This is a genomic window from Pararhizobium capsulatum DSM 1112, assembly GCF_030814475.1.
Classification (GTDB): Bacteria; Pseudomonadota; Alphaproteobacteria; order Rhizobiales; family Rhizobiaceae; genus Pararhizobium; species Pararhizobium capsulatum.
This window is the reverse complement of record NZ_JAUSVF010000003.1, coordinates 202,783-220,614: the sequence shown is the minus strand read 5'-3', so window position 1 is coordinate 220,614 and position 17,832 is coordinate 202,783. Positions and strand designations below refer to the sequence as shown.

The 17,832-nt window shown below is 57.8% G+C and carries 16 protein-coding genes and 4 pseudogenes; 14 read left to right on the top strand and 6 right to left on the bottom strand.

All coding sequences use genetic code 11. The annotated features are described in order from the left end of the window. Window positions 1–57: 57 nt before the first annotated feature. Window positions 58–731: pseudogene (locus tag QO002_RS26190) on the bottom strand (IS6 family transposase). A gap of 186 nt (window positions 732–917) precedes the next feature. On the opposite strand from QO002_RS26190, the gene QO002_RS26185 reads away from it, so the two are divergent. Next, entirely contained in the window at window positions 918–1,118 is a 201-nt protein-coding gene (locus QO002_RS26185; RefSeq protein WP_307235507.1) for a hypothetical protein, read from the top strand. A gap of 124 nt (window positions 1,119–1,242) precedes the next feature. Here the strand turns inward: QO002_RS26185 and QO002_RS26180 are convergent, their stop codons facing one another. The 4 genes and pseudogenes from QO002_RS26180 to QO002_RS26165 all read right to left on the bottom strand — a co-directional run bounded on the left by QO002_RS26180 (window position 1,243) and on the right by QO002_RS26165 (window position 4,113). Then, entirely contained in the window at window positions 1,243–2,595 is a 1,353-nt protein-coding gene (locus QO002_RS26180; protein ID WP_307235505.1) for a calcium-binding protein, read from the bottom strand. Window positions 2,596–2,899: 304 nt separating this feature from the next. Beyond that, window positions 2,900–2,986: pseudogene (locus QO002_RS26175) on the bottom strand (cold-shock protein); the annotation flags it as partial. Window positions 2,987–3,209: 223 nt separating this feature from the next. Beyond that, complete coding sequence (locus QO002_RS26170) at window positions 3,210–3,551, bottom strand: globin domain-containing protein (protein ID WP_307235503.1); 342 nt, start codon at window positions 3,549–3,551, stop codon at window positions 3,210–3,212. A gap of 67 nt (window positions 3,552–3,618) precedes the next feature. Beyond that, window positions 3,619–4,113, bottom strand: a complete 495-nt coding sequence (locus tag QO002_RS26165; RefSeq protein ID WP_307235501.1) for a response regulator — start codon at window positions 4,111–4,113, stop codon at window positions 3,619–3,621. Window positions 4,114–5,252: 1,139 nt separating this feature from the next. On the opposite strand from QO002_RS26165, the gene groES reads away from it, so the two are divergent. The 3 genes and pseudogenes from groES to QO002_RS26145 all read left to right on the top strand — a co-directional run bounded on the left by groES (window position 5,253) and on the right by QO002_RS26145 (window position 8,329). Further along, window positions 5,253–5,549, top strand: coding sequence for a co-chaperone GroES (gene groES, locus QO002_RS26155; protein ID WP_307235499.1), 297 nt, complete (start codon window positions 5,253–5,255; stop codon window positions 5,547–5,549). 66 nt (window positions 5,550–5,615) lie between these two features. Then, window positions 5,616–7,250 (top strand): chaperonin GroEL, encoded by a 1,635-nt coding sequence (groL, locus tag QO002_RS26150; RefSeq protein WP_307235497.1) that lies wholly within the window; start codon window positions 5,616–5,618, stop codon window positions 7,248–7,250. Between the two features lie 333 nt (window positions 7,251–7,583). Then, window positions 7,584–8,329 (top strand): annotated as a pseudogene (locus tag QO002_RS26145) (IS6 family transposase). 55 nt (window positions 8,330–8,384) lie between these two features. Here the strand turns inward: QO002_RS26145 and QO002_RS26140 are convergent. Next, a pseudogene (locus QO002_RS26140) lies at window positions 8,385–8,651 on the bottom strand (plasmid partitioning protein RepA); the annotation flags it as partial. Window positions 8,652–8,993: 342 nt separating this feature from the next. On the opposite strand from QO002_RS26140, the gene traI reads away from it, so the two are divergent. From traI to trbH, 10 genes are all read left to right on the top strand, one after another. After that, window positions 8,994–9,617 (top strand): acyl-homoserine-lactone synthase, encoded by a 624-nt coding sequence (gene traI, locus QO002_RS26135; RefSeq protein ID WP_307235495.1) that lies wholly within the window; start codon window positions 8,994–8,996, stop codon window positions 9,615–9,617. A gap of 10 nt (window positions 9,618–9,627) precedes the next feature. After that, the gene (gene trbB / locus QO002_RS26130) at window positions 9,628–10,605 is read left to right on the top strand and encodes a P-type conjugative transfer ATPase TrbB (protein WP_307235493.1); all 978 of its coding nucleotides are present in this window, start codon (window positions 9,628–9,630) and stop codon (window positions 10,603–10,605) included. Continuing rightward, entirely contained in the window at window positions 10,595–10,978 is a 384-nt protein-coding gene (locus QO002_RS26125) for a TrbC/VirB2 family protein (protein WP_307235491.1), read from the top strand. Before trbB ends, QO002_RS26125 begins: the two co-directional genes overlap by 11 nt. Then, window positions 10,971–11,270, top strand: coding sequence for a conjugal transfer protein TrbD (locus QO002_RS26120; protein WP_307235489.1), 300 nt, complete (start codon window positions 10,971–10,973; stop codon window positions 11,268–11,270). The genes QO002_RS26125 and QO002_RS26120 overlap by 8 nt, the downstream gene beginning before the upstream one ends. 10 nt (window positions 11,271–11,280) lie before the next feature. Next, window positions 11,281–13,731 (top strand): conjugal transfer protein TrbE, encoded by a 2,451-nt coding sequence (locus QO002_RS26115; protein WP_307235487.1) that lies wholly within the window; start codon window positions 11,281–11,283, stop codon window positions 13,729–13,731. After that, complete coding sequence (gene trbJ / locus QO002_RS26110; protein WP_307235485.1) at window positions 13,709–14,506, top strand: P-type conjugative transfer protein TrbJ; 798 nt, start codon at window positions 13,709–13,711, stop codon at window positions 14,504–14,506. Before QO002_RS26115 ends, trbJ begins: the two co-directional genes overlap by 23 nt. Before the next feature lie 174 nt (window positions 14,507–14,680). After that, the gene (trbL, locus tag QO002_RS26105) at window positions 14,681–15,868 is read left to right on the top strand and encodes a P-type conjugative transfer protein TrbL (RefSeq protein ID WP_307235483.1); all 1,188 of its coding nucleotides are present in this window, start codon (window positions 14,681–14,683) and stop codon (window positions 15,866–15,868) included. Between the two features lie 19 nt (window positions 15,869–15,887). Then, complete coding sequence (locus QO002_RS26100; RefSeq protein WP_307235480.1) at window positions 15,888–16,550, top strand: conjugal transfer protein TrbF; 663 nt, start codon at window positions 15,888–15,890, stop codon at window positions 16,548–16,550. Between the two features lie 17 nt (window positions 16,551–16,567). Further along, window positions 16,568–17,380 carry a P-type conjugative transfer protein TrbG gene (gene trbG / locus QO002_RS26095; RefSeq protein ID WP_307235478.1) on the top strand — a complete coding sequence of 271 codons (813 nt, stop codon included), beginning with the start codon at window positions 16,568–16,570 and terminating at the stop codon, window positions 17,378–17,380. A 3-nt stretch (window positions 17,381–17,383) separates the two neighbouring features. Continuing rightward, window positions 17,384–17,824, top strand: coding sequence for a conjugal transfer protein TrbH (gene trbH, locus QO002_RS26090; protein ID WP_307235476.1), 441 nt, complete (start codon window positions 17,384–17,386; stop codon window positions 17,822–17,824). The last annotated feature ends 8 nt before the right edge of the window (window positions 17,825–17,832 follow it).

Genomic DNA, 17,832 nt, shown 5'->3' with positions numbered 1-17,832 from the left:
AGTGGTCGCCAGTTTGGGGCGATGTCACGTTGTTTCCTTGACGCCCGGACAAGGCGCTTATCTGTCAACTCCGGCACCTGCGGCGGTCACGGCTTTCCACTGCGCCATTGCGCGGATCCGATGAATGTGGGTGGCTAGGGCTAAGCGTTTCCGTTGCAGCGCGACGAATAGATTGCGGACTGCTGAGAAGACCGAGATGAAACGTTGCAAGCCGCCGACAGATCGAAATCCCTGCATCATCCGTTCTCTTATTCGAAGTGGCACGTGAGAATTCTCCGCATGATTGTTTAGGCCCTTGCGTGATCGATGTTCGACTGCGGCATCACGTCCGTTTTTGCCCCTCCCTACGAGCGCAGCTTGTCGCTAGCGATGCGTTCGGCGTCAGGCCTTGCTTTCTCGTCGAGGACGTAACCGTCCTGGTCAACGGCACGCCAAAGCCGGTGTTTTCGGCCACCCATGGAAATCACGACCTCGTCCAAATGCCAGATATCTTTTCGCGGCGGCTTCTTTCTGCGCAGCGGCTTCACGTAAGCGGCCCCGAATTTGCGGCTCCATCGCCGTATCGTTTCGTAAGACACGACAACGCCGCGCTCCAGCAGCTATTCCTCGACCAGCCGCAGGCTCAAAGGGAACCGGAAATACAGCCAGATCGCATGGGCGATGATCTGCGGTGGAAAGCGGTGGTTCTTGTAACTGAGAGGCGGCGAGTTCCTCTCAGCCGAATTATCCATCAACCGTTAGGCTGCTGATAACGTGACATCGCCGACCAAGGACCTTGTCGTTCAGCAGATGGAAGCGTTCTCTGCATTCATTGCACGTCACGTTCTTCGTGACGGCCCCCAGTGTTGACTATGATGGTCCGCCCTCCGAACGCATCTAATGTGATGTGCCTTCGTTGAAGGAAGAGGAGCCGATCGATGACGATTTCGATCCTGAGCACCGATGTAGGAAAGAATAGCTGCAGCGTTGTTGGGATTGACGACAAACGCGCCGTGATTGTCCGCCGAACGATGCGGCGGCAGACCCTCATTGAGTTTGCCACAAGGTGCCGACGTGTATCATTGTTGTGGACGCGCGTTGCGGCGCTCACCACCTTGGTCGGCTATTCGTCGCTCTAGGACATGAGGTGCGGCCACAGGCCATGTAGCCGATTATTCGTCGGCCCCGCGTTCGCAGGGTGATCCCCCCCGTCGCAGAGCGAACGCCGGGCAGTCTCGACGTTTACGATTTTGGGCATTCGCCTCAAATGATAAAGAAATCGGTGCTGGTAATTGCCAGTCCCGCCGCCAGCTTCGCGAACTGGACGCCGGCATAGGATGCACCGTTTCCATCCCGGTCGTAAAGCAGTTTGCCGGTATCGGTTTCATAGACGATCCGGTCGGATGCGTCGGCAGCCACACCCGTCGTGTTCTTGACAAAGGCAGTTGCGTCGAGAACGCCGGTCGCCGTCAGTTTGGTGAATATGGCGTTTTCCAGCCTGATCGTATCGGCAGCGACATTGTAGTCGCTGATGGTATCGACATTGGTGGCGGCGCTGAGCGCGGTGTCGAACACAAATGTGTCGTTGCCCGAACCGCCTGCGAGTGCATCCTTGCCGGCATAGCCTTTGATGATATCGTTTCCCGCGCCGCCGCTGATCGAGTTTGCCCCTGCGTTCCCGAAGAGGCTATCGTTGTACTTGGAGCCGGTCAGGTTTTCGATCGAACTGAAGGTGTCGCCTTTGGCCTCACCCGTATTGAGAGACGGGGTCAGCAGGCTGACGACAACCCCGGTTGTCGCCCCTGAATAGTACGCGCGATCCGTTCCAGCCCCGCCGCTGAGTGCGTCGGCACCCGCACCGCCCACCAAGGCGTCATTCCCATTGTCGCCATACAACTTGTCGTTGCCGGCATAGCCGGAGATGGTATCCCCATCGTCGCCGCCGTAGAACGTGTCCGCAAGTGCGCTACCGTAGAGCTTGTCGGAGCCCGCATCCGCATTTACCGTGCCTGACAGCGTCCCAAGCCGAGAGTCGAAAACGTCATTGCCGCCGCCAAGAAAAAGCGTGCCATCCATCTTACCGGTGTTCGTGATCTGGTCGATGGCGCTTGCGTTTGTGCTGACATAGGCAAAGTGGCCCGATTTGATCGTACCGTTGTTTTCGACGTTCAGAGTTTCGCTGCCTGAATGAAAGATGCCATAAAGTCCCCCATCGATGAGGCCGGTGTTGATTACTGTCGATTGTGAGGCTGCGTTTGTGCCGTCGATAAGTAGGGCCACAAAAGAACTGAAGATCGTGCCGTCATTTTCTACAAGGGAATCAAAGCCTCTGAGCGTAGCGCCCCAATTGGCAAATGCCCCGATATAGCCGTTTTCCCCTACGATCAAATGCTGATTGCTGTCCGCTGATCCATCATCGCCGAGAAGGATACCGTTGCTTCCTCCGACAACCGTCCCCTGAATATTGGCTGTGTGATAGCTTCCCGTTCCGCTAATTGAACTATTGTCGTTCGATCCCACCGTAATACCTACGGCGACAAAAACGCTGTCTGCTGTGGTCAGGTCGGCACGAAGACCCGTGCCAATGCTATTAAATCCAAATATCTGCAAGGCCATTCCTGCAATCTCCCATTAAACAATGGAGATACAGTACGCTCGAAAATATTTGTTGTCTTGGGAGCTGCTGAAAATATGGAAGCCAAGACTTCCATTATCCGCGGGTGCGACGAGACAGTAGGAATGATCTCAGCGCTTTCCGAATTGTTGCATTGGCGAAAACAAAAAGCCCCGGCTGTTGTTTCACGGTCGGGGCGATCTTTGTGAAAGTAGGCAATATCAGGGACGCTCTTAATGTGTGCAATCGCAATTCCTCGAAAGTACTGACACGCTGCAACGGTACCTGTAACGTTGTCAAACGGCGCACGTTTTCAGCACTTGCCTTTCCAGTTTTTCGGTCCTGGTCTATTTCATAGCTCACCTGTTGTCCTTCAGAATGTGAGCGTCCTCTCCAGCGCGGAGATCTCACGGACCCATCCATTCACCCTTGAGTACGCATGCGCGGAAGCAGGTACCCCAAGCGCGACAAGCGAACCGGAAAAAACGGGCTGCATTCTGGGCGATGCTGACACAACAAATCTTTTCCATCAGTATCAACGTTGGTGAAGCTCGCTTACCCGGCTTGAATTTGCCGCTGCTATCATCACGGTGGCAACCGTTTCATAGGCCGATGTTCATGCCGCGCGATATTCGAGTGTAAATCGTTTGGCGAAGAACACGGACAGGGTTTCCATCAGGGCCTTTCCCACCACGGTATAATGTTCATCTCGGACGCCGTAACCGACATGCTTTACCGCGAGTTGTTCCAGTGCCGGAACGACGGAATCAAGTCTACGCAAGGATTTGATGACCAGGGACTTGCGGCCCTGCTCTTTCATATCGGTGCTCGTAAACATGATCCTCAAAGAAGGATCGTGAACGAAAAGCCGTGCGTAAAATAGTGCAGCAGCTTGTTCTCCTGCCGCGCGGACTTCAGCGAAGCTGTCTTCAAGCAACACAATTTCGGTTTCCTGCATAATATCAGCTCCAGAGTTGTTTCGAAAGGTGACTTTAACAGTGCAATGTTTCCGGCAGAATTCGCCCTCAATCGAGCTTTGTTTCGATTGTTTCAGAACGCAAGGTGGGTTTTACTAACGAGCCAAGGACGCGCCTTATGTCTTCCGGTGTGAATGGCTTTTCGATCACGGGGCATTCGGAGCGCGCCAGGAAACGGCCGGCGGCAGGTCCCAACGTGTCTCCGGTGATGAAGCCGATGCGTCCTGCCAGCGTCGGAAGGGATTGGCGGAGCCAGTCAAAGAACGCTGGTCCGTCCCCATCAGGCATGCGGATGTCGCAAAGGATCGCTTCGACCGACAAACTGGCTTGTTTGAGACGAATTTTCGCCGCTTCGCCGCTGTTGACCACCAGGGCCCTGAAACCGAGTTTTTCGACAGGATGGGCCGTGATCAGGCATTCATCTTCAAAGGGTCTGCCGCCTTCAGCGGCGGTCACGGCGAGCTTCGTTTCGACAAGCAGGCATCTGACACATATGTTTACGGCGACTCCAACGGTGACAAGTTGGCGGATTTCAGTATCCATTTCGACGACGCCATCGCCTTCCAGGCCAGCGACTTCGTCCTATAGTCGCGGGCGGGGAGCCTGTGTTTTCAAGCTCCCCGTATCCCCATTGAAAGCCGTGGAGATATCTGCCAAGAAAGCGTCCGGCTATTTCACCGAGACAGGCGGCCGAGGCTATTGCCGGGGTTCCGACTGCGTCATGAATGCGGTGCTGGCCCAGATCGCCGTCAGGTCGTAGACGTCGCCCGGTGCAAGTGCCATTGACGTCTTTTCAGTAGTCGTGACGATCTCGCGGTAGTTGTCATTCCGTTTGCGCCGTGATCTCTGACATTCGATGACCGTAAGTAAGTCCTGAAAGTTGTCGCTCTCCGCCTATGCCGTTTGATGAACTCTTCACGGTCTCCCACTTCACGAATAGCGCCAACTACCTCCGCAGCAAGCGCATCGGGGATGGCGGAATTGCCGGCGGCGATTATGATATCACCGGCTTGAGGCTCTCGTTGATACGTTTGTAGTCAAGGGGGTTCGGCAGCAAGAAGTATTCCATGCCATCTCCGATGAGCTACAAGGACTTCGCGAGGCGCTCGCCCGTGACCGCGATCTGGCGGACGATGGTTCGAACAGCGCCCTTGGGGAGCCATCCAACGACTGGCCAGGTGCCCGTTCGTCAGTTGGGGCGGGCATCACCCGCTTACGGGCGTCTTTGTAGCGGGCGGTTTTATCGGTTTGACGATGCTCGACGCTGAGGCAGTAGCCGTCGCTTCTTTTGCCAATTCTGCCTCAGTCTTTGGGCGAAACCTGATCATGTCGGTGTACCTTTTTTGCGGATGGGTAATTCACCCTCAGCAATCGAGAGCAAAGATTTGTCCGCAACATAAAGTCATGCATAACACAACGCTGAGAACGAAGAAGAACTTTAAATTGTAGAACGGTCAAAACCCGACGGTTTGCAATTGAATTGCGGTAATTATTATTTCTGACAATCAGATGATTTGCTAAGAATCACCAAAAAGCATGCCGAGAATATTTTATTTCTTTAGGCGCAAGGATTTATAATAATACACGATTGCAGAAGAATGGCTAGCACTCAATGGTGGAGAGTGCTAAGATCGCGCTTCGGGAGAAGCCATTCGGCTGTGATCCCATCAAGGAATCCAAAAATGACTGGGACCAATTTTCGTCCGCTGCACGATCGCGTCGTCGTGCGCCGTATTGAGGCTGAAGCAAAGACCAAGGGCGGCATCATCATTCCTGATACCGCCAAGGAAAAGCCGCAGGAAGGCGAAATCGTCGCTGTCGGCACCGGCACCCGTGACGACAAGGGCACGCTCATCGCGCTCGACGTCAAGGGCGGCGACCGTGTCCTGTTCGGCAAGTGGTCGGGCACCGAAGTCAAGCTCAACGGCGAAGACCTTCTGATCATGAAGGAAGCCGACATCATGGGCGTTATCGGCTGATCTGAGCCGGTTATCACCTTCCACATTCCATAAAACCAATTGGGCATCAGCCCGGGAGTTTTTATCATGGCAGCCAAAGAAATTAAGTTCGGCCGTACCGCGCGCGAAAAGATGCTGCGCGGCGTCGATATCCTCGCTGACGCCGTCAAGATAACGCTGGGTCCTAAGGGCCGCAACGTCATCATCGACAAGTCCTACGGCGCACCGCGCATCACCAAGGACGGTGTGGCTGTTGCCAAGGAAATCGAACTGGAAGACAAGTTCGAGAACATGGGCGCCCAGATGGTCCGCGAAGTTGCTTCGAAGACCAACGACATCGCCGGCGACGGCACCACGACCGCAACCGTTCTCGCCCAGGCCATCGTCCGCGAAGGCGGCAAGGCCGTTGCAGCCGGCATGAACCCGATGGACCTGAAGCGCGGTATCGATCTTGCTGTGGCCGAGGTGGTCAAGGGTTTGGTGGCCAAGGCAAAGAAGATCAGCACGTCGGAAGAAGTGGCTCAGGTCGGCACGATCTCCGCCAACGGCGAAAAGGAAATCGGCCAGTACATCGCTGAAGCGATGCAGAAGGTCGGCAATGAAGGCGTCATCACGGTTGAAGAAGCCAAGACCGCCGAAACCGAACTCGAAGTCGTCGAAGGCATGCAGTTCGACCGCGGCTACCTGTCGCCCTACTTCGTGACCAACCCTGAAAAGATGGTTGCCGAACTGGAAGACGCTTACATCCTTCTCCATGAGAAGAAGCTTTCCAACCTGCAGGCAATGCTTCCGGTTCTCGAAGCCGTTGTTCAGACCGGCAAGCCGCTCCTCATCATCTCGGAAGACGTCGAAGGCGAAGCTCTTGCGACCCTCGTCGTCAACAAGCTGCGTGGCGGCCTGAAGATCGCTGCCGTCAAGGCTCCGGGCTTCGGCGATCGCCGCAAGGCCATGCTCGAAGACATCGCGATCCTGACCGGTGGCCAGGTCATCTCCGAAGACATCGGCATCAAGCTGGAAAACGTCACGCTCGAAATGCTCGGCCGCGTCAAGAAGGTGACCATTACGAAAGAGAATACCATTCTCGTCGATGGTGCCGGTAAGAAGGCGGAAATCGACGGCCGCGTGGCCCAGATCAAGGCTCAGATCGAAGAAACAACCTCCGACTACGACAAGGAAAAGCTGCAGGAACGCATGGCCAAGCTTTCGGGCGGCGTTGCCGTCATCCGCGTCGGTGGTGTGACTGAAACCGAAGTCAAGGAAAAGAAGGACCGTATCGACGACGCGCTGAACGCAACGCGCGCTGCCGTTCAGGAAGGTATCGTTCCTGGTGGTGGTACGGCTCTGCTCCGCGCCTCGATCGTTCTCGACCTCAAGGGCGCAAACGACGATCAGACCGCCGGTATCTCGATCATCCGCAAGGCACTTCAGTCGCTGGTTCGCCAGATCGCGGAAAACGCAGGCGACGAAGGCTCGATCATCGTTGGCAAGATCCTCGAAAGCAACACCGACAACTTCGGCTACAACGCCCAGACCGGCGAATTCGGCGACATGATCGCCATGGGTATCGTCGATCCTGTCAAGGTTGTCCGTACGGCTCTGCAGAACGCAGCTTCGGTTGCTTCGCTGCTGATCACCACGGAAGCCATGATTGCCGAACTGCCGAAGAAGGATTCGGCCGGCGGCGGCATGCCTGACATGGGCGGCATGGGCGGTATGATGTAATAGGTCTCCGATTTCGTAAGAAGGGCACCATGCGGGTGGAGTGCTGCAACGTACTCCACCTCGCGACGTTGGAATGATGCTAAGCAAACAACGGCGTTCGCACCTATGCTCCGAACGCCTCGCCCTTAAAGACCTCCACTCAGTGCGTTGGACGGCAGCTTTGCACCTTCGTTGCTGAAGCTGACCGGCAGTGACGGGTCGCACCTAATATAAGTAGGCAGTTTCATCTGCGCGCCACAACCAGCCAGAGGGGGCCCGTCGCAAATTTTCGTGGTTAACGAGCTGTTCACCGTCGGCGAGGAAGTTCCCGCTCCAATGTTGTGGAGCGTACAAATGATTCTGAATGCCATTGCCGAGAAGCTGAAGCGCCAGTCGAAAGATGATTTCAAAGGGCGGCATTTCGAGGCATGGCTGATCGTGCAGGCGGTGACCTGCGCTACCCGCTCAGCTACCGAGATCTCGAGGAGATGTTCCAGGAGCGCGGCTTTGAAGTGGACCACAGCACGATCAATCGCTGGGTTCTGGCTTGTGAACCGATGATCGATAAGCGGCTGCGCCAGTTCCGCCGACCGCATTGTGGCTCAGTCCGGATTGACGAGACCTACGTCAAGATCCGCGGCAAGTGGCGTTACCTGTACCGCGCCATCGATAAGCACGGAAACCCGATTGACTTCCTGCTCACCGCGAAGCGTGATCTCGATGCCGCCAAGCGCTTCTTCCGCAAGATGCTGAAGGACGAGCCCTTGTTGTCACCGGCAAAGATCGGCAGCGACGGCGCCAACACCTTCCCCTCAACGATCAAGACTGCCGTCGATGACGGGCTCCTGCATCCAGACCCGGTTCACTATGTTACCAAGCATCTCCAGCAAGCCATCGAGAGTGACCACTTTCGAGTGAAGAGGAACATGCCGAAAATCGGCGGTTTCCAATCCTTCAATACGGCGCGCCGAACGATCGCGGGTTTCGAGGCGATGCTTAGGCTGAGAAAGGGCTTCGGCTTCACTGGCGCTTGGACTGTCAACGATCAGAACGACCTGCTCGCGCGCCTCTTCGGACTTCAAAAAGTTAACAAAGCATGAAGCGCACCCCATTCAGGGTCGAACTGCGGGCCGAACCTGACTTTGCGACAAGCCGGCGAAGCTCCAACATCCGGTCAGCCGTATAATAGCGCCGTCCACTGACCGATTCGATCTCGGGGCCCTTCCCCTCCGAATGAATTTGTCGAAGATGGCTTTGGGTGACGCCGATGAAGTCGGCGACTTCCCCCAGTTGAAATTTGCGCAATCCCTTGCGAGCATCGGGGGGATATTGCTGGCTGCGGAGCATATGCAACGCATTTGAGATCTTTGCCCCTTGCTGGGCAATCTCGATATCAAATCGGTTGGGCTGCGAATGGCTCATTTTGCAAACTATTCCCCGGGAGATCTCCCGATTCTCGCATAGCCGCAAGAGATTTAAGGTTAACAAAGGGTTAACGCAAAATCGGCCTGTTGGAAGTTTGAAAATTCTTTTTCTTGCGTTTTCATGTATTTAGCAAGCGAAATGGCCTGCCGCGTTCCTGCTCTGTTTTACTGTGGCTCCTACAATTCGCCCGCCTTTATGTGTGCGCACAACGCCGTGCTTGATCGCTCTTTGTCGCTTGTCCTGGCCGACTCACGCCAGTGCGCCTTGTAGGATTATACAACTGCCGACGTGTCAAAATCTGTGCTGATTTCCAGCCGTCTAACAACGACGGAGAAAATCATGCAGGTTCTCGCGCTATCAACGCCTCGGACGATCCCAGAGGCGCACCTCCTTCATGTCCACTACCAGCTTCGTGCCCGGGTCTTTGCCGATCGCCTGGGTTGGGAAGTAGACGTAACGGCGGGGTGCGAGGCGGATGGTTTCGACGCCCTTCAGCCGACCTATGTTCTCGCCATCGCAGAGAGCGGCCAACTGGCGGGATGCGCGAGGCTCCTTCCTACTCTTGGTCCGACGATGGTGGCCGACGTTTTCCCGTCGCTTCTCCCCGGTGGTCAACTCAAAGGTCATGCCGCGATGATCGAGAGTTCTCGCTTCTGCGTCGACACGGCTCTCGCGGAGGGGAGGGGCGACGGTTCCATCCATGAGGCCACGCTGACCATGTTCGCCGGCATCAACGAATGGTGCTTCGCGAATGGCTACACCGAGATTGTTACGGTGACCGATCTCCGATTCGAGCGCATCCTTGCTCGCGTCGGATGGCCGCTGCAGCGTTTGGGCGAGCCAAGGAAGATCGGCGTGACGATGGCCGTGGCGGGCACGCTGCCCGCCAATGCGGAGACGTTCCTCAGGCTCCGTCCTTCCAACTACCGTTCTGAACTCACCCCTCTCGGCCAAGCAGCGTAAGGAGAAATCCATGAACCAGCTTCGCTCTCACCCTCGGCTTGTCCGCAAACTTCAGGAGGCGCTCGGCGATCAGCTTTGCGTTGCCCTGGACGACGCGACCGTCGTCGAGATCATGCTCAATCCGGACGGAAAGCTGTTCATCGAACGCCTCGGTCACGGCGTTGCGCCCGCCGGGGAAATGTCCTCGGCCGCGGCGGAAATGGTCATCGGCACCGTCGCGCACGCACTTCAGTCCGAAGTGGATACCGCACAGCCGATCATCTCCGGTGAGCTGCCGATCGGCGGCCACCGTTTCGAGGGACTATTGCCCCCCGTTGTAGCCAAGCCTGCCTTCACGATTCGACGCCGGGCATCGCGCCTCATTCCGCTCGAAGACTACGTGCGTACTGGCGCAATGACCGATTACCAGGCGTCGACAATCCGCAGCGCTATTTCTGCGAGGCTCAACATCATCATTTCCGGGGGAACCGGTTCGGGCAAGACGACCCTTGCGAACGCTGTGATCGACGAGATCGTCAAATCCGCGCCCGAGGACCGTCTCGTCATTCTCGAGGACACTGCGGAAATTCAGTGCGCGGCCGAAAACGCCGTTCTTCTGCATACCAGCGATACGATTGACATGGCGCGGCTCTTGAAGAGCACTATGCGCTTGCGCCCCGACCGGATCGTCGTTGGCGAAGTCCGCGACGGCGCAGCCCTGACACTGCTCAAGGCCTGGAACACTGGCCACCCTGGCGGTGTGGCAACGATTCACTCAAACACTGCCATGTCGGCGCTGCGCCGTCTTGAACAACTCACGGCGGAGGCAAGTCAGCAGCCGATGCACGAGGTGATCGGAGAGGCCGTCGACCTAGTCATCTCGATCGAGCGAACGCAGCGCGCCCGACTTGTTCGCGACATCATCCAAGTCGAGCGGTTCATCAACGGACGGTACGAGATCGAATCCGATCAGTTCAGCGAAAAACAGGAGGCGCGCCATGTCGCGTAACAAGCCATTCATCGCCATCATGCTCCTGGTGGCACCTATCGTTCTTGCCTCTGTCGCGCCGGCGCTCGCCAGTTCTGGCGGCGGCCTCCCGTGGGAAGGTCCTTTGCAGCAGATCCAGGAGTCGATCACCGGCCCTGTTGCGGGTGCGATCGCGCTTGCAGCCGTGGCGATCGCCGGCGGCATGCTCATCTTTGGTGGGGAGCTCAACGATTTTGCGCGGCGCCTTGTCTACGTCGTCCTCGTCGCCGGCATCCTGCTCGGCGCCACCAACATTGTCGGCCTTTTCGGTGCGACCGGCGCTTCGATCGGGCTGACGAACGAGCAGTTCAACTCAACGGGTTCGAACGAAGAGGGGGAGGGCGATCATGGCTGAGTCCCTGTCCGGCCTGCGGCGTAACCGCATCCATCGCGCTCTCTCCCGCCCGAACCTGCTCATGGGAGCCGACCGGGAGCTGGTGCTGATCACCGGTCTTGCGGCGGTGATCCTGATCTTCGTCGTACTGACGGTCTATTCGGCGCTTTTCGGCGTCGCTGTCTGGTTCGTGATCGTCGGGCTGCTCAGGATGATAGCGAAGTCCGACCCGCTCATGCGACAAGTCTATATCAGGCACATTTCCTACAAGCCCTATTACAAGGCGACCACTTCGCCGTGGCGACGGTACTGAGGAGGCGGCCATGGTAGCTCTCAAACGGTTCCGGGTGACCGGCCCGTCCTTCGCCGATCTCGTTCCTTATGCGGGCCTGGTCGACAATGGTGTCCTCCTCCTGAAGGACGGAAGCCTGATGGCCGGCTGGTACTTCGCTGGCCCGGACTGCGACAGCGCGACCGACCTCGAGCGCAACGAGCTGTCGAGGCAGATCAATGCCGTTCTGTCGCGGCTCGGAAGCGGCTGGATGATCCAGGTCGAGGCCATCCGTATTCCGACAGTCGACTATCCTTCAGAAGACCGCTGCCATTTCCCCGACCCGGTGACCCGCGCGGTCGATGCCGAGCGTCGGGCGCATTTCGCACGCGAGCAGGGGCATTTTGAGAGCAAGCATGCGCTGATCCTCACCTACCGGCCGCTGGAGACCAAGAAGACTGCTCTCAGCAAATACATCTATTCGGATGAGGAAAGCCGGAAGAAGTCCTACGCGGACACGGTGCTCTTTGTGTTCAAGAACGCGGTGCGCGAGCTTGAGCAGTATTTTGCCAACACACTTTCGATCCGGCGAATGGAAACCCGTCAAACGGTCGAAAGGGGAGGGGAGCGAATTGCCCGATACGACGAGCTGCTGCAGTTCGCGCGGTTCTGCACCACCGGGGAAAGCCATCCAATCCGGCTTCCCGACGTTCCCATGTATCTCGACTGGATCGCAACCGCGGAACTTGAGCACGGACTGACGCCAAAGGTCGAAAACCGTTTCCTGGGCGTCGTCGCAATCGACGGTCTGCCAGCCGAAAGTTGGCCGGGCATTCTGAACAGCCTAGACCTGATGCCGCTGACCTATCGATGGTCATCGCGCTTCATTTTCCTTGATGCCGAGGAGGCCCGGCAAAAGCTCGAACGCACACGCAAGAAATGGCAGCAGAAAGTTCGGCCGTTCTTCGACCAGATATTCCAGACACAAAGTCGATCCGTCGACCAAGACGCGATGACTATGGTGGCCGAGACCGAGGACGCCATCGCGCAGGCCTCGTCGCAGCTGGTTGCCTATGGCTATTACACACCCGTGGTCGTGCTATTCGACAGCGATCGCGAAGCACTCCAGGAGAAGGCCGAAGCGATCCGGCGGCTGATCCAGGCGGAAGGTTTCGGCGCTCGGATCGAAACACTTAACGCCACCGACGCCTATCTGGGTAGCTTGCCTGGCAACTGGTATTGCAACATCCGTGAGCCGCTGATCAACACCAGCAATCTCGCCGACTTGATCCCGCTGAACTCGGTCTGGTCCGGGAACCCGGTTGCGCCATGCCCCTTTTACGCACCGAGTTCCCCGCCCTTGATGCAGGTTGCGAGCGGCTCGACAGCATTCCGTCTGAACCTGCACGTTGATGATGTCGGCCACACGCTGATCTTCGGGCCGACCGGTTCTGGCAAGTCGACGTTGCTCGCCCTGATCGCCGCACAGTTTCGCCGCTACGAACATGCGCAAATCTTCGCCTTTGACAAAGGCAGTTCGCTTCTGCCCCTGACGCTCGCAGCCGGCGGCAATCACTATGAGATTGGTGGCGACAATGCGGAAGAGGGGAGAGCATTGGCCTTCTGCCCGCTCTCCGATCTCAAAAGTGACGCCGACCGGGCTTGGGCGACGGAATGGATCGAGATGTTGGTCGGTCTGCAGGGTGTCACAATCACACCCGATCATCGCAACGCCATCTCTCGGCAGGTCGGACTGATGGCGAGTGCATCCGGTCGCTCGCTCTCGGATTTCGTCAGCGGCGTGCAACTGCGCGAAATCAAGGACGCATTGCATCAATACACAGTCGATGGCCCGATGGGCCAGCTCCTCGATGCGGAAGAGGACGGCCTCACACTCGGCGCCTTCCAGACTTTCGAGATCGAGCAGCTGATGAATATGGGCGAACGCAATCTCGTGCCAGTGCTGACCTACCTGTTCCGCAGGATTGAGAAGCGTCTGGATGGGTCCCCAAGTCTGATCGTGCTCGACGAGGCCTGGCTGATGCTCGGCCACCCTGTATTCCGCGACAAGATTCGCGAGTGGCTCAAGGTGTTGCGCAAGGCGAATTGCGCAGTCGTTCTCGCTACCCAGTCGATCTCCGATGCCGAACGATCCGGGATCATCGACGTGCTGAAGGAATCCTGCCCAACCAAGATTTGCCTTCCGAATGGCGCCGCTCGCGAGTCTGGCACGCGAGAATTCTACGAGCGCATCGGCTTCAACGAGCGGCAGATCGAAATCGTCGCAACCGCGACTCCGAAGCGCGAATGCTACGTCGCCACGCCGGAAGGCCGGCGGCTCTTCAACATGTCACTTGGGCCAGTCGCGCTGAGCTTTGTCGGCGCGTCGGGCAAAGAGGACCTCAAGCGCATCCGCACATTGAAATCCGAACATGGCCACGACTGGCCGATCCACTGGCTTGAAACGAAAGGTGTTCACGATGCCGCATCGCTACTCAAATAGATGGCTCACTTGCTTGGCGGCCGCCGCTCTCACGATCGGAGCCGCATGCTCAGTGCAAGCCGGCACGGCGACCGGCGCAGCGACCGAATGGACGCAGCTCGCCAACAATGCGCAGCTCGTGGACCTCATGAAAAGCTCCGGCATTCAGGTCGACAATCAGCTGACCCAGATCAGCCAGCTTGCAGAGCAGATCCAGAACCAGCTGAAAATTTACGAGAACATGCTGCAGAACACAGCGCAGCTTCCTGATCATGTCTGGGGGCAGATTGAAAGCGACCTCAATCAACTGCGCAGTATTGTCGACCAGGGGCAGGGTATCGCCTTTTCGATGAGCAACTCTGACGACGTTCTTCAGCAGCGCTTTCAGAGCTATGCCGATCTCAAGACGAATTTGCCAGACAACGCGACCTTCTCCACGACTTACCAATCCTGGTCGAACACCAACCGTGACACTATCGCCAGTTCGCTGAAGGCGGCGAGCCTCACGGCCGACCAGTTCGACAGTGAGGAAGATACGATGTCCTCGCTGCGGTCGATGTCCGAGACGGCGGACGGCCAGATGAAGGCTTTGCAGGTCGGCCACGAGATCGCCGCTCAGCAGGTTGCCCAGATGCAGAAGCTTCGCGGCCTCGTCTCTCAACAGATGACAATGTTGGGAACATGGCTTCAGACGGAACAGACCGACAAGGATCTGGCACAGGCGAGGCGGGAAAAATTCTTCAGTGCGACGGCTCCCTCCACCTCAGGCGGCGAGAAAATGAAGGTGGAATGGTGAGAACGAAAGCAATTCTGATTGCGATCGCAACGATACTGGCCGCCTCAAGCGCCGGCATTTGGATCTTGATCACCGAAAAGCACGAAGCTCAATAACGCAGGGCAAAGTTCTTCGGCTCGTCGAGCGACCACCCGACAGCCGGCGGCGAAAAGATGAAAGTCGAATGGTGAGAGAATGAGCGCTACGACGAAACTTCATCAACTACGGGGCGCGGTGCTCTTTGCCGCCTTTACCACGGTCGCGGCCCAGCCGGCCCTTGCGCAGGAAGGGTCGGTATTGACGTCGCTCCAGAGCCAGATCACGACTGCAGCGAAGGGGTGGGAAACCACCGTGATGGACGCTGCGAGATCTTTGTTCTGGATCCTCGCAACGATCGAGATCGGAATCGCCGCCGTCTGGCTGGCAATCCAGTCCGCCTCGTTGGATAGCTGGTTCGCCGAACTGGTGCGGCGGATCATGTTTGTTGGTTTCTTTGCCTTCGTGCTCGCGCAAGGACCCGCCTTCGCCAAGGCGGTTGTTGATAGCCTCTTCCAGATCGGCGCAGGGGGAGGGACGGCGTCACCAGCTGACGTGTTCAACGCCGGTCTCGCAGTGGCAACGAAAATGTCGGAGAAGGTCCGGTTCGGTCTCTTCGAGGACAATGCGCTGGCGATCTCGGCGGCGTTCGCGATGGTCGTGACGGTCATCGCATTTTCTCTGGTTGCAGCGATTTTCGTGTCTGTCATGGTCGAAATGTATATCGGGCTTCTGGCGGGCATGATCATGCTCGGCCTTGGCGGTTCGTCCTATACCAAGGACTTTGCAGTCCGCTACCTGATCTATGCTTTCTCCGTCGGGATGAAGCTCATGGCGCTCGTCATGATCTCCCGCATCGGCTCCGAAGTGCTGATCGGCCTCGCCAACCAGCCCGATATCGGCGACCAGTTTCAAACCGCTCTCGCCATCGCTGGAATTGCCGTAGTCGTTTTCATTATCGCGATGTACGTCCCGAGCATCATGCAGGGTGTTGTGCAGGGCGCATCTGTCTCCGGTGGTATGGAGGCAATCCGACACGGTGGGCAAGCGGCGTCTTTCGCCGCGGGTGCTGGCTTCCTCGCCGCCGGCGCTGCCGGCGCGGGGTTTGCGGCGGCACAAGCCGCACGCGCTGGTGGCTCTTCGGTCGGTGGCGCTGCTCTGAGCGGCATCGGCGCGAGCTTCACTTCCGGCGCAAAGGCTGCGGGATCAGCCGCGAAGGAAAAAGCGATCGGTTCTCCCGGCGCCTATGCAGGGTCCATTCTCGGGTTGGCCAACGCGAAGCTCGATGAACAGCGTGGCGGTGACAGCGGACCAAAACCTCTTACCGAACGCAACTACAAACCGTAATCAAAACAAGGGAAAAGAAATGGCCGTAAATCGCGCCTCGGAAAACCCGTATCTTGCCGCCCGCCAGGAATGGAGCGAACGCTACGGCTCCTATGTAAAGGCCGCCGCCGCATGGCGTATTGTTGGTGTCATCGGCTTGGTCATCGCCGTCATCGGCTTCAGCTACGCGATGTATCTGAGCACGCAGGTGAGGCTGGTGCCCTACATCGTCGAGGTCGACAAGCTCGGAACTGCCGTCACGGCAGGCTTCCCCGAGCAAATCGAGTACGCCGATGTCCGCGTGCTGCGCGCCACCCTCGGCAACTTCGTCACGAGCTTTCGCTCGATCACTCCGGATGCAGTGGTGCAGAAGCAATATATCGACCGCACCTACGCCCTTCTTCGCACGTCCGATCCGTCGACCGAGAAGGTCAACGGCTGGTTTCGAGGCAACTCTCCATTCGAGAAGGCGAAGTCCTCGACAGTTGCCGTCGAGGTCAACAACATCGTGGCGCTTTCGAACCAGACCTATCAGATCGACTGGACGGAATACGAGCGGGATCGCAAGGGCAAGGAGATCGGTACAAGCCGTTTTCGCGGCATCGCAACGGTGACGCTCACGGCGCCGCAGGATGAGGCGACGATCCGCCTTAATCCGATCGGCCTCTACGTCCGGGATTTCGACTGGACGGCGCAGCTTTAAGGGCAGGGATTCTTTCAATGAAAAAAACGGGATTGATCGCAGCCGCCGGCTGCATGGCTGAACTCTTGCTTGCGGCGGGCGCACAGGCGCAAAGCATGACGAGCAACGAGGTGAAGGGAACAAATCTTTCCAGGAAATGGCGCGGCACGCCGGGACTGGTCACGACAGGTCCGGACGGAAAGGTCATCTTCCTGTTCGGCGAGACCCAGCCGTCGGTCGTCTGCTCTCCCCTCCAGGTCTGCGACATCGAACTTCAGGGGGGCGAGATCGTTCGCGACGTCCTCGTCGGTGACACCGTGCGCTGGAAGGTAGAGCCGGCCACCTCGGGGGCCACAGGCGGGCAGGCGATCCATCTCATAGTCAAACCATCCGAGCCGGGCCTTCTCACTTCAATGGTCGTTACGACATCGCGGCGCACCTATCATATCCAGCTCAAGTCCCATCCGAGCCAGTACATGGCGCGCATTGGTTTCGAATATCCGGAAGACGTGTCGACCAAGCTCGCCGACATCAACGCCCGTCTCGAAACGGGCGGCATCCCGGGCACCGCGCCGGACAAGCTGAACTTTTCCTATTCAATCAGCGGCGGTGCTTCGTGGAAACCGAAGCGGATCTATTCGGACGGGGTGAAGACCTACATCCAATTCCCGAGATCGATCTCCGGCCAGGACGCGCCGGTGCTCTTCGTCGTATCCGGCGGTCAAAATCGAATCGTCAATTACCGGATGAAGAACGACATGATGACCGTCGACTATGCGATCGACAAGGCGATCCTAGTTTCCGGTGTCGGCTGGCGGCAGCAGAAGATCACCATCCGGCGGGGAGGCTGAACCATGCGGAAGTTATTCGCATTCTTGATCGCGGTCGCGCTGCTCTCCGGTTGCCAATCGGCGGACGACGCATTGACCATCAGTTCCACGCCTGTGGCCGTCACCGGACCGGCTGCAAGCGCCATCGCCGGTGACATGGCAAGTCGTCTGGCTGAACAGATCGGCTCGGCCGGTGCTGCGACCACGATCAAAATGGAGACGAACACATCGGAGTTCGCATCCGCCCTCGAGGCGGCCCTGAAGGGGTGGGGCTACACGGTCGTCACGGACGGCAAAGTCGTCAAAGACGTCAAGCCGGTCGAGCTTGCCCATGCAATCGACGGCTTCGACGGACAGGTGCTGGCGCAGATCTCGACGCCTTCCATCGCTCTGGGTCGCGCATACACCCCGACAGCGGCGGGTGCTGTGCCGGCCAGTCCGCTTTCGATTATGCAGCGCAATTGACGGAGATT

What these genes read in the sequence shown, in the direction of transcription:
- QO002_RS26185 (WP_307235507.1), top strand. Translation starts at nt 918, where the DNA reads ATGACGATTTCGATCCTGAGCACCGATGTAGGAAAGAATAGCTGCAGC.
- QO002_RS26180 (WP_307235505.1), bottom strand. Translation starts at nt 2,595, where the DNA reads ATGGCCTTGCAGATATTTGGATTTAATAGCATTGGCACGGGTCTTCGT.
- QO002_RS26170 (WP_307235503.1), bottom strand. Translation starts at nt 3,551, where the DNA reads ATGCAGGAAACCGAAATTGTGTTGCTTGAAGACAGCTTCGCTGAAGTC.
- QO002_RS26165 (WP_307235501.1), bottom strand. Translation starts at nt 4,113, where the DNA reads ATGGATACTGAAATCCGCCAACTTGTCACCGTTGGAGTCGCCGTAAAC.
- groES (WP_307235499.1), top strand. Translation starts at nt 5,253, where the DNA reads ATGACTGGGACCAATTTTCGTCCGCTGCACGATCGCGTCGTCGTGCGC.
- groL (WP_307235497.1), top strand. Translation starts at nt 5,616, where the DNA reads ATGGCAGCCAAAGAAATTAAGTTCGGCCGTACCGCGCGCGAAAAGATG.
- traI (WP_307235495.1), top strand. Translation starts at nt 8,994, where the DNA reads ATGCAGGTTCTCGCGCTATCAACGCCTCGGACGATCCCAGAGGCGCAC.
- trbB (WP_307235493.1), top strand. Translation starts at nt 9,628, where the DNA reads ATGAACCAGCTTCGCTCTCACCCTCGGCTTGTCCGCAAACTTCAGGAG.
- QO002_RS26125 (WP_307235491.1), top strand. Translation starts at nt 10,595, where the DNA reads ATGTCGCGTAACAAGCCATTCATCGCCATCATGCTCCTGGTGGCACCT.
- QO002_RS26120 (WP_307235489.1), top strand. Translation starts at nt 10,971, where the DNA reads ATGGCTGAGTCCCTGTCCGGCCTGCGGCGTAACCGCATCCATCGCGCT.
- QO002_RS26115 (WP_307235487.1), top strand. Translation starts at nt 11,281, where the DNA reads ATGGTAGCTCTCAAACGGTTCCGGGTGACCGGCCCGTCCTTCGCCGAT.
- trbJ (WP_307235485.1), top strand. Translation starts at nt 13,709, where the DNA reads ATGCCGCATCGCTACTCAAATAGATGGCTCACTTGCTTGGCGGCCGCC.
- trbL (WP_307235483.1), top strand. Translation starts at nt 14,681, where the DNA reads ATGAGCGCTACGACGAAACTTCATCAACTACGGGGCGCGGTGCTCTTT.
- QO002_RS26100 (WP_307235480.1), top strand. Translation starts at nt 15,888, where the DNA reads ATGGCCGTAAATCGCGCCTCGGAAAACCCGTATCTTGCCGCCCGCCAG.
- trbG (WP_307235478.1), top strand. Translation starts at nt 16,568, where the DNA reads ATGAAAAAAACGGGATTGATCGCAGCCGCCGGCTGCATGGCTGAACTC.
- trbH (WP_307235476.1), top strand. Translation starts at nt 17,384, where the DNA reads ATGCGGAAGTTATTCGCATTCTTGATCGCGGTCGCGCTGCTCTCCGGT.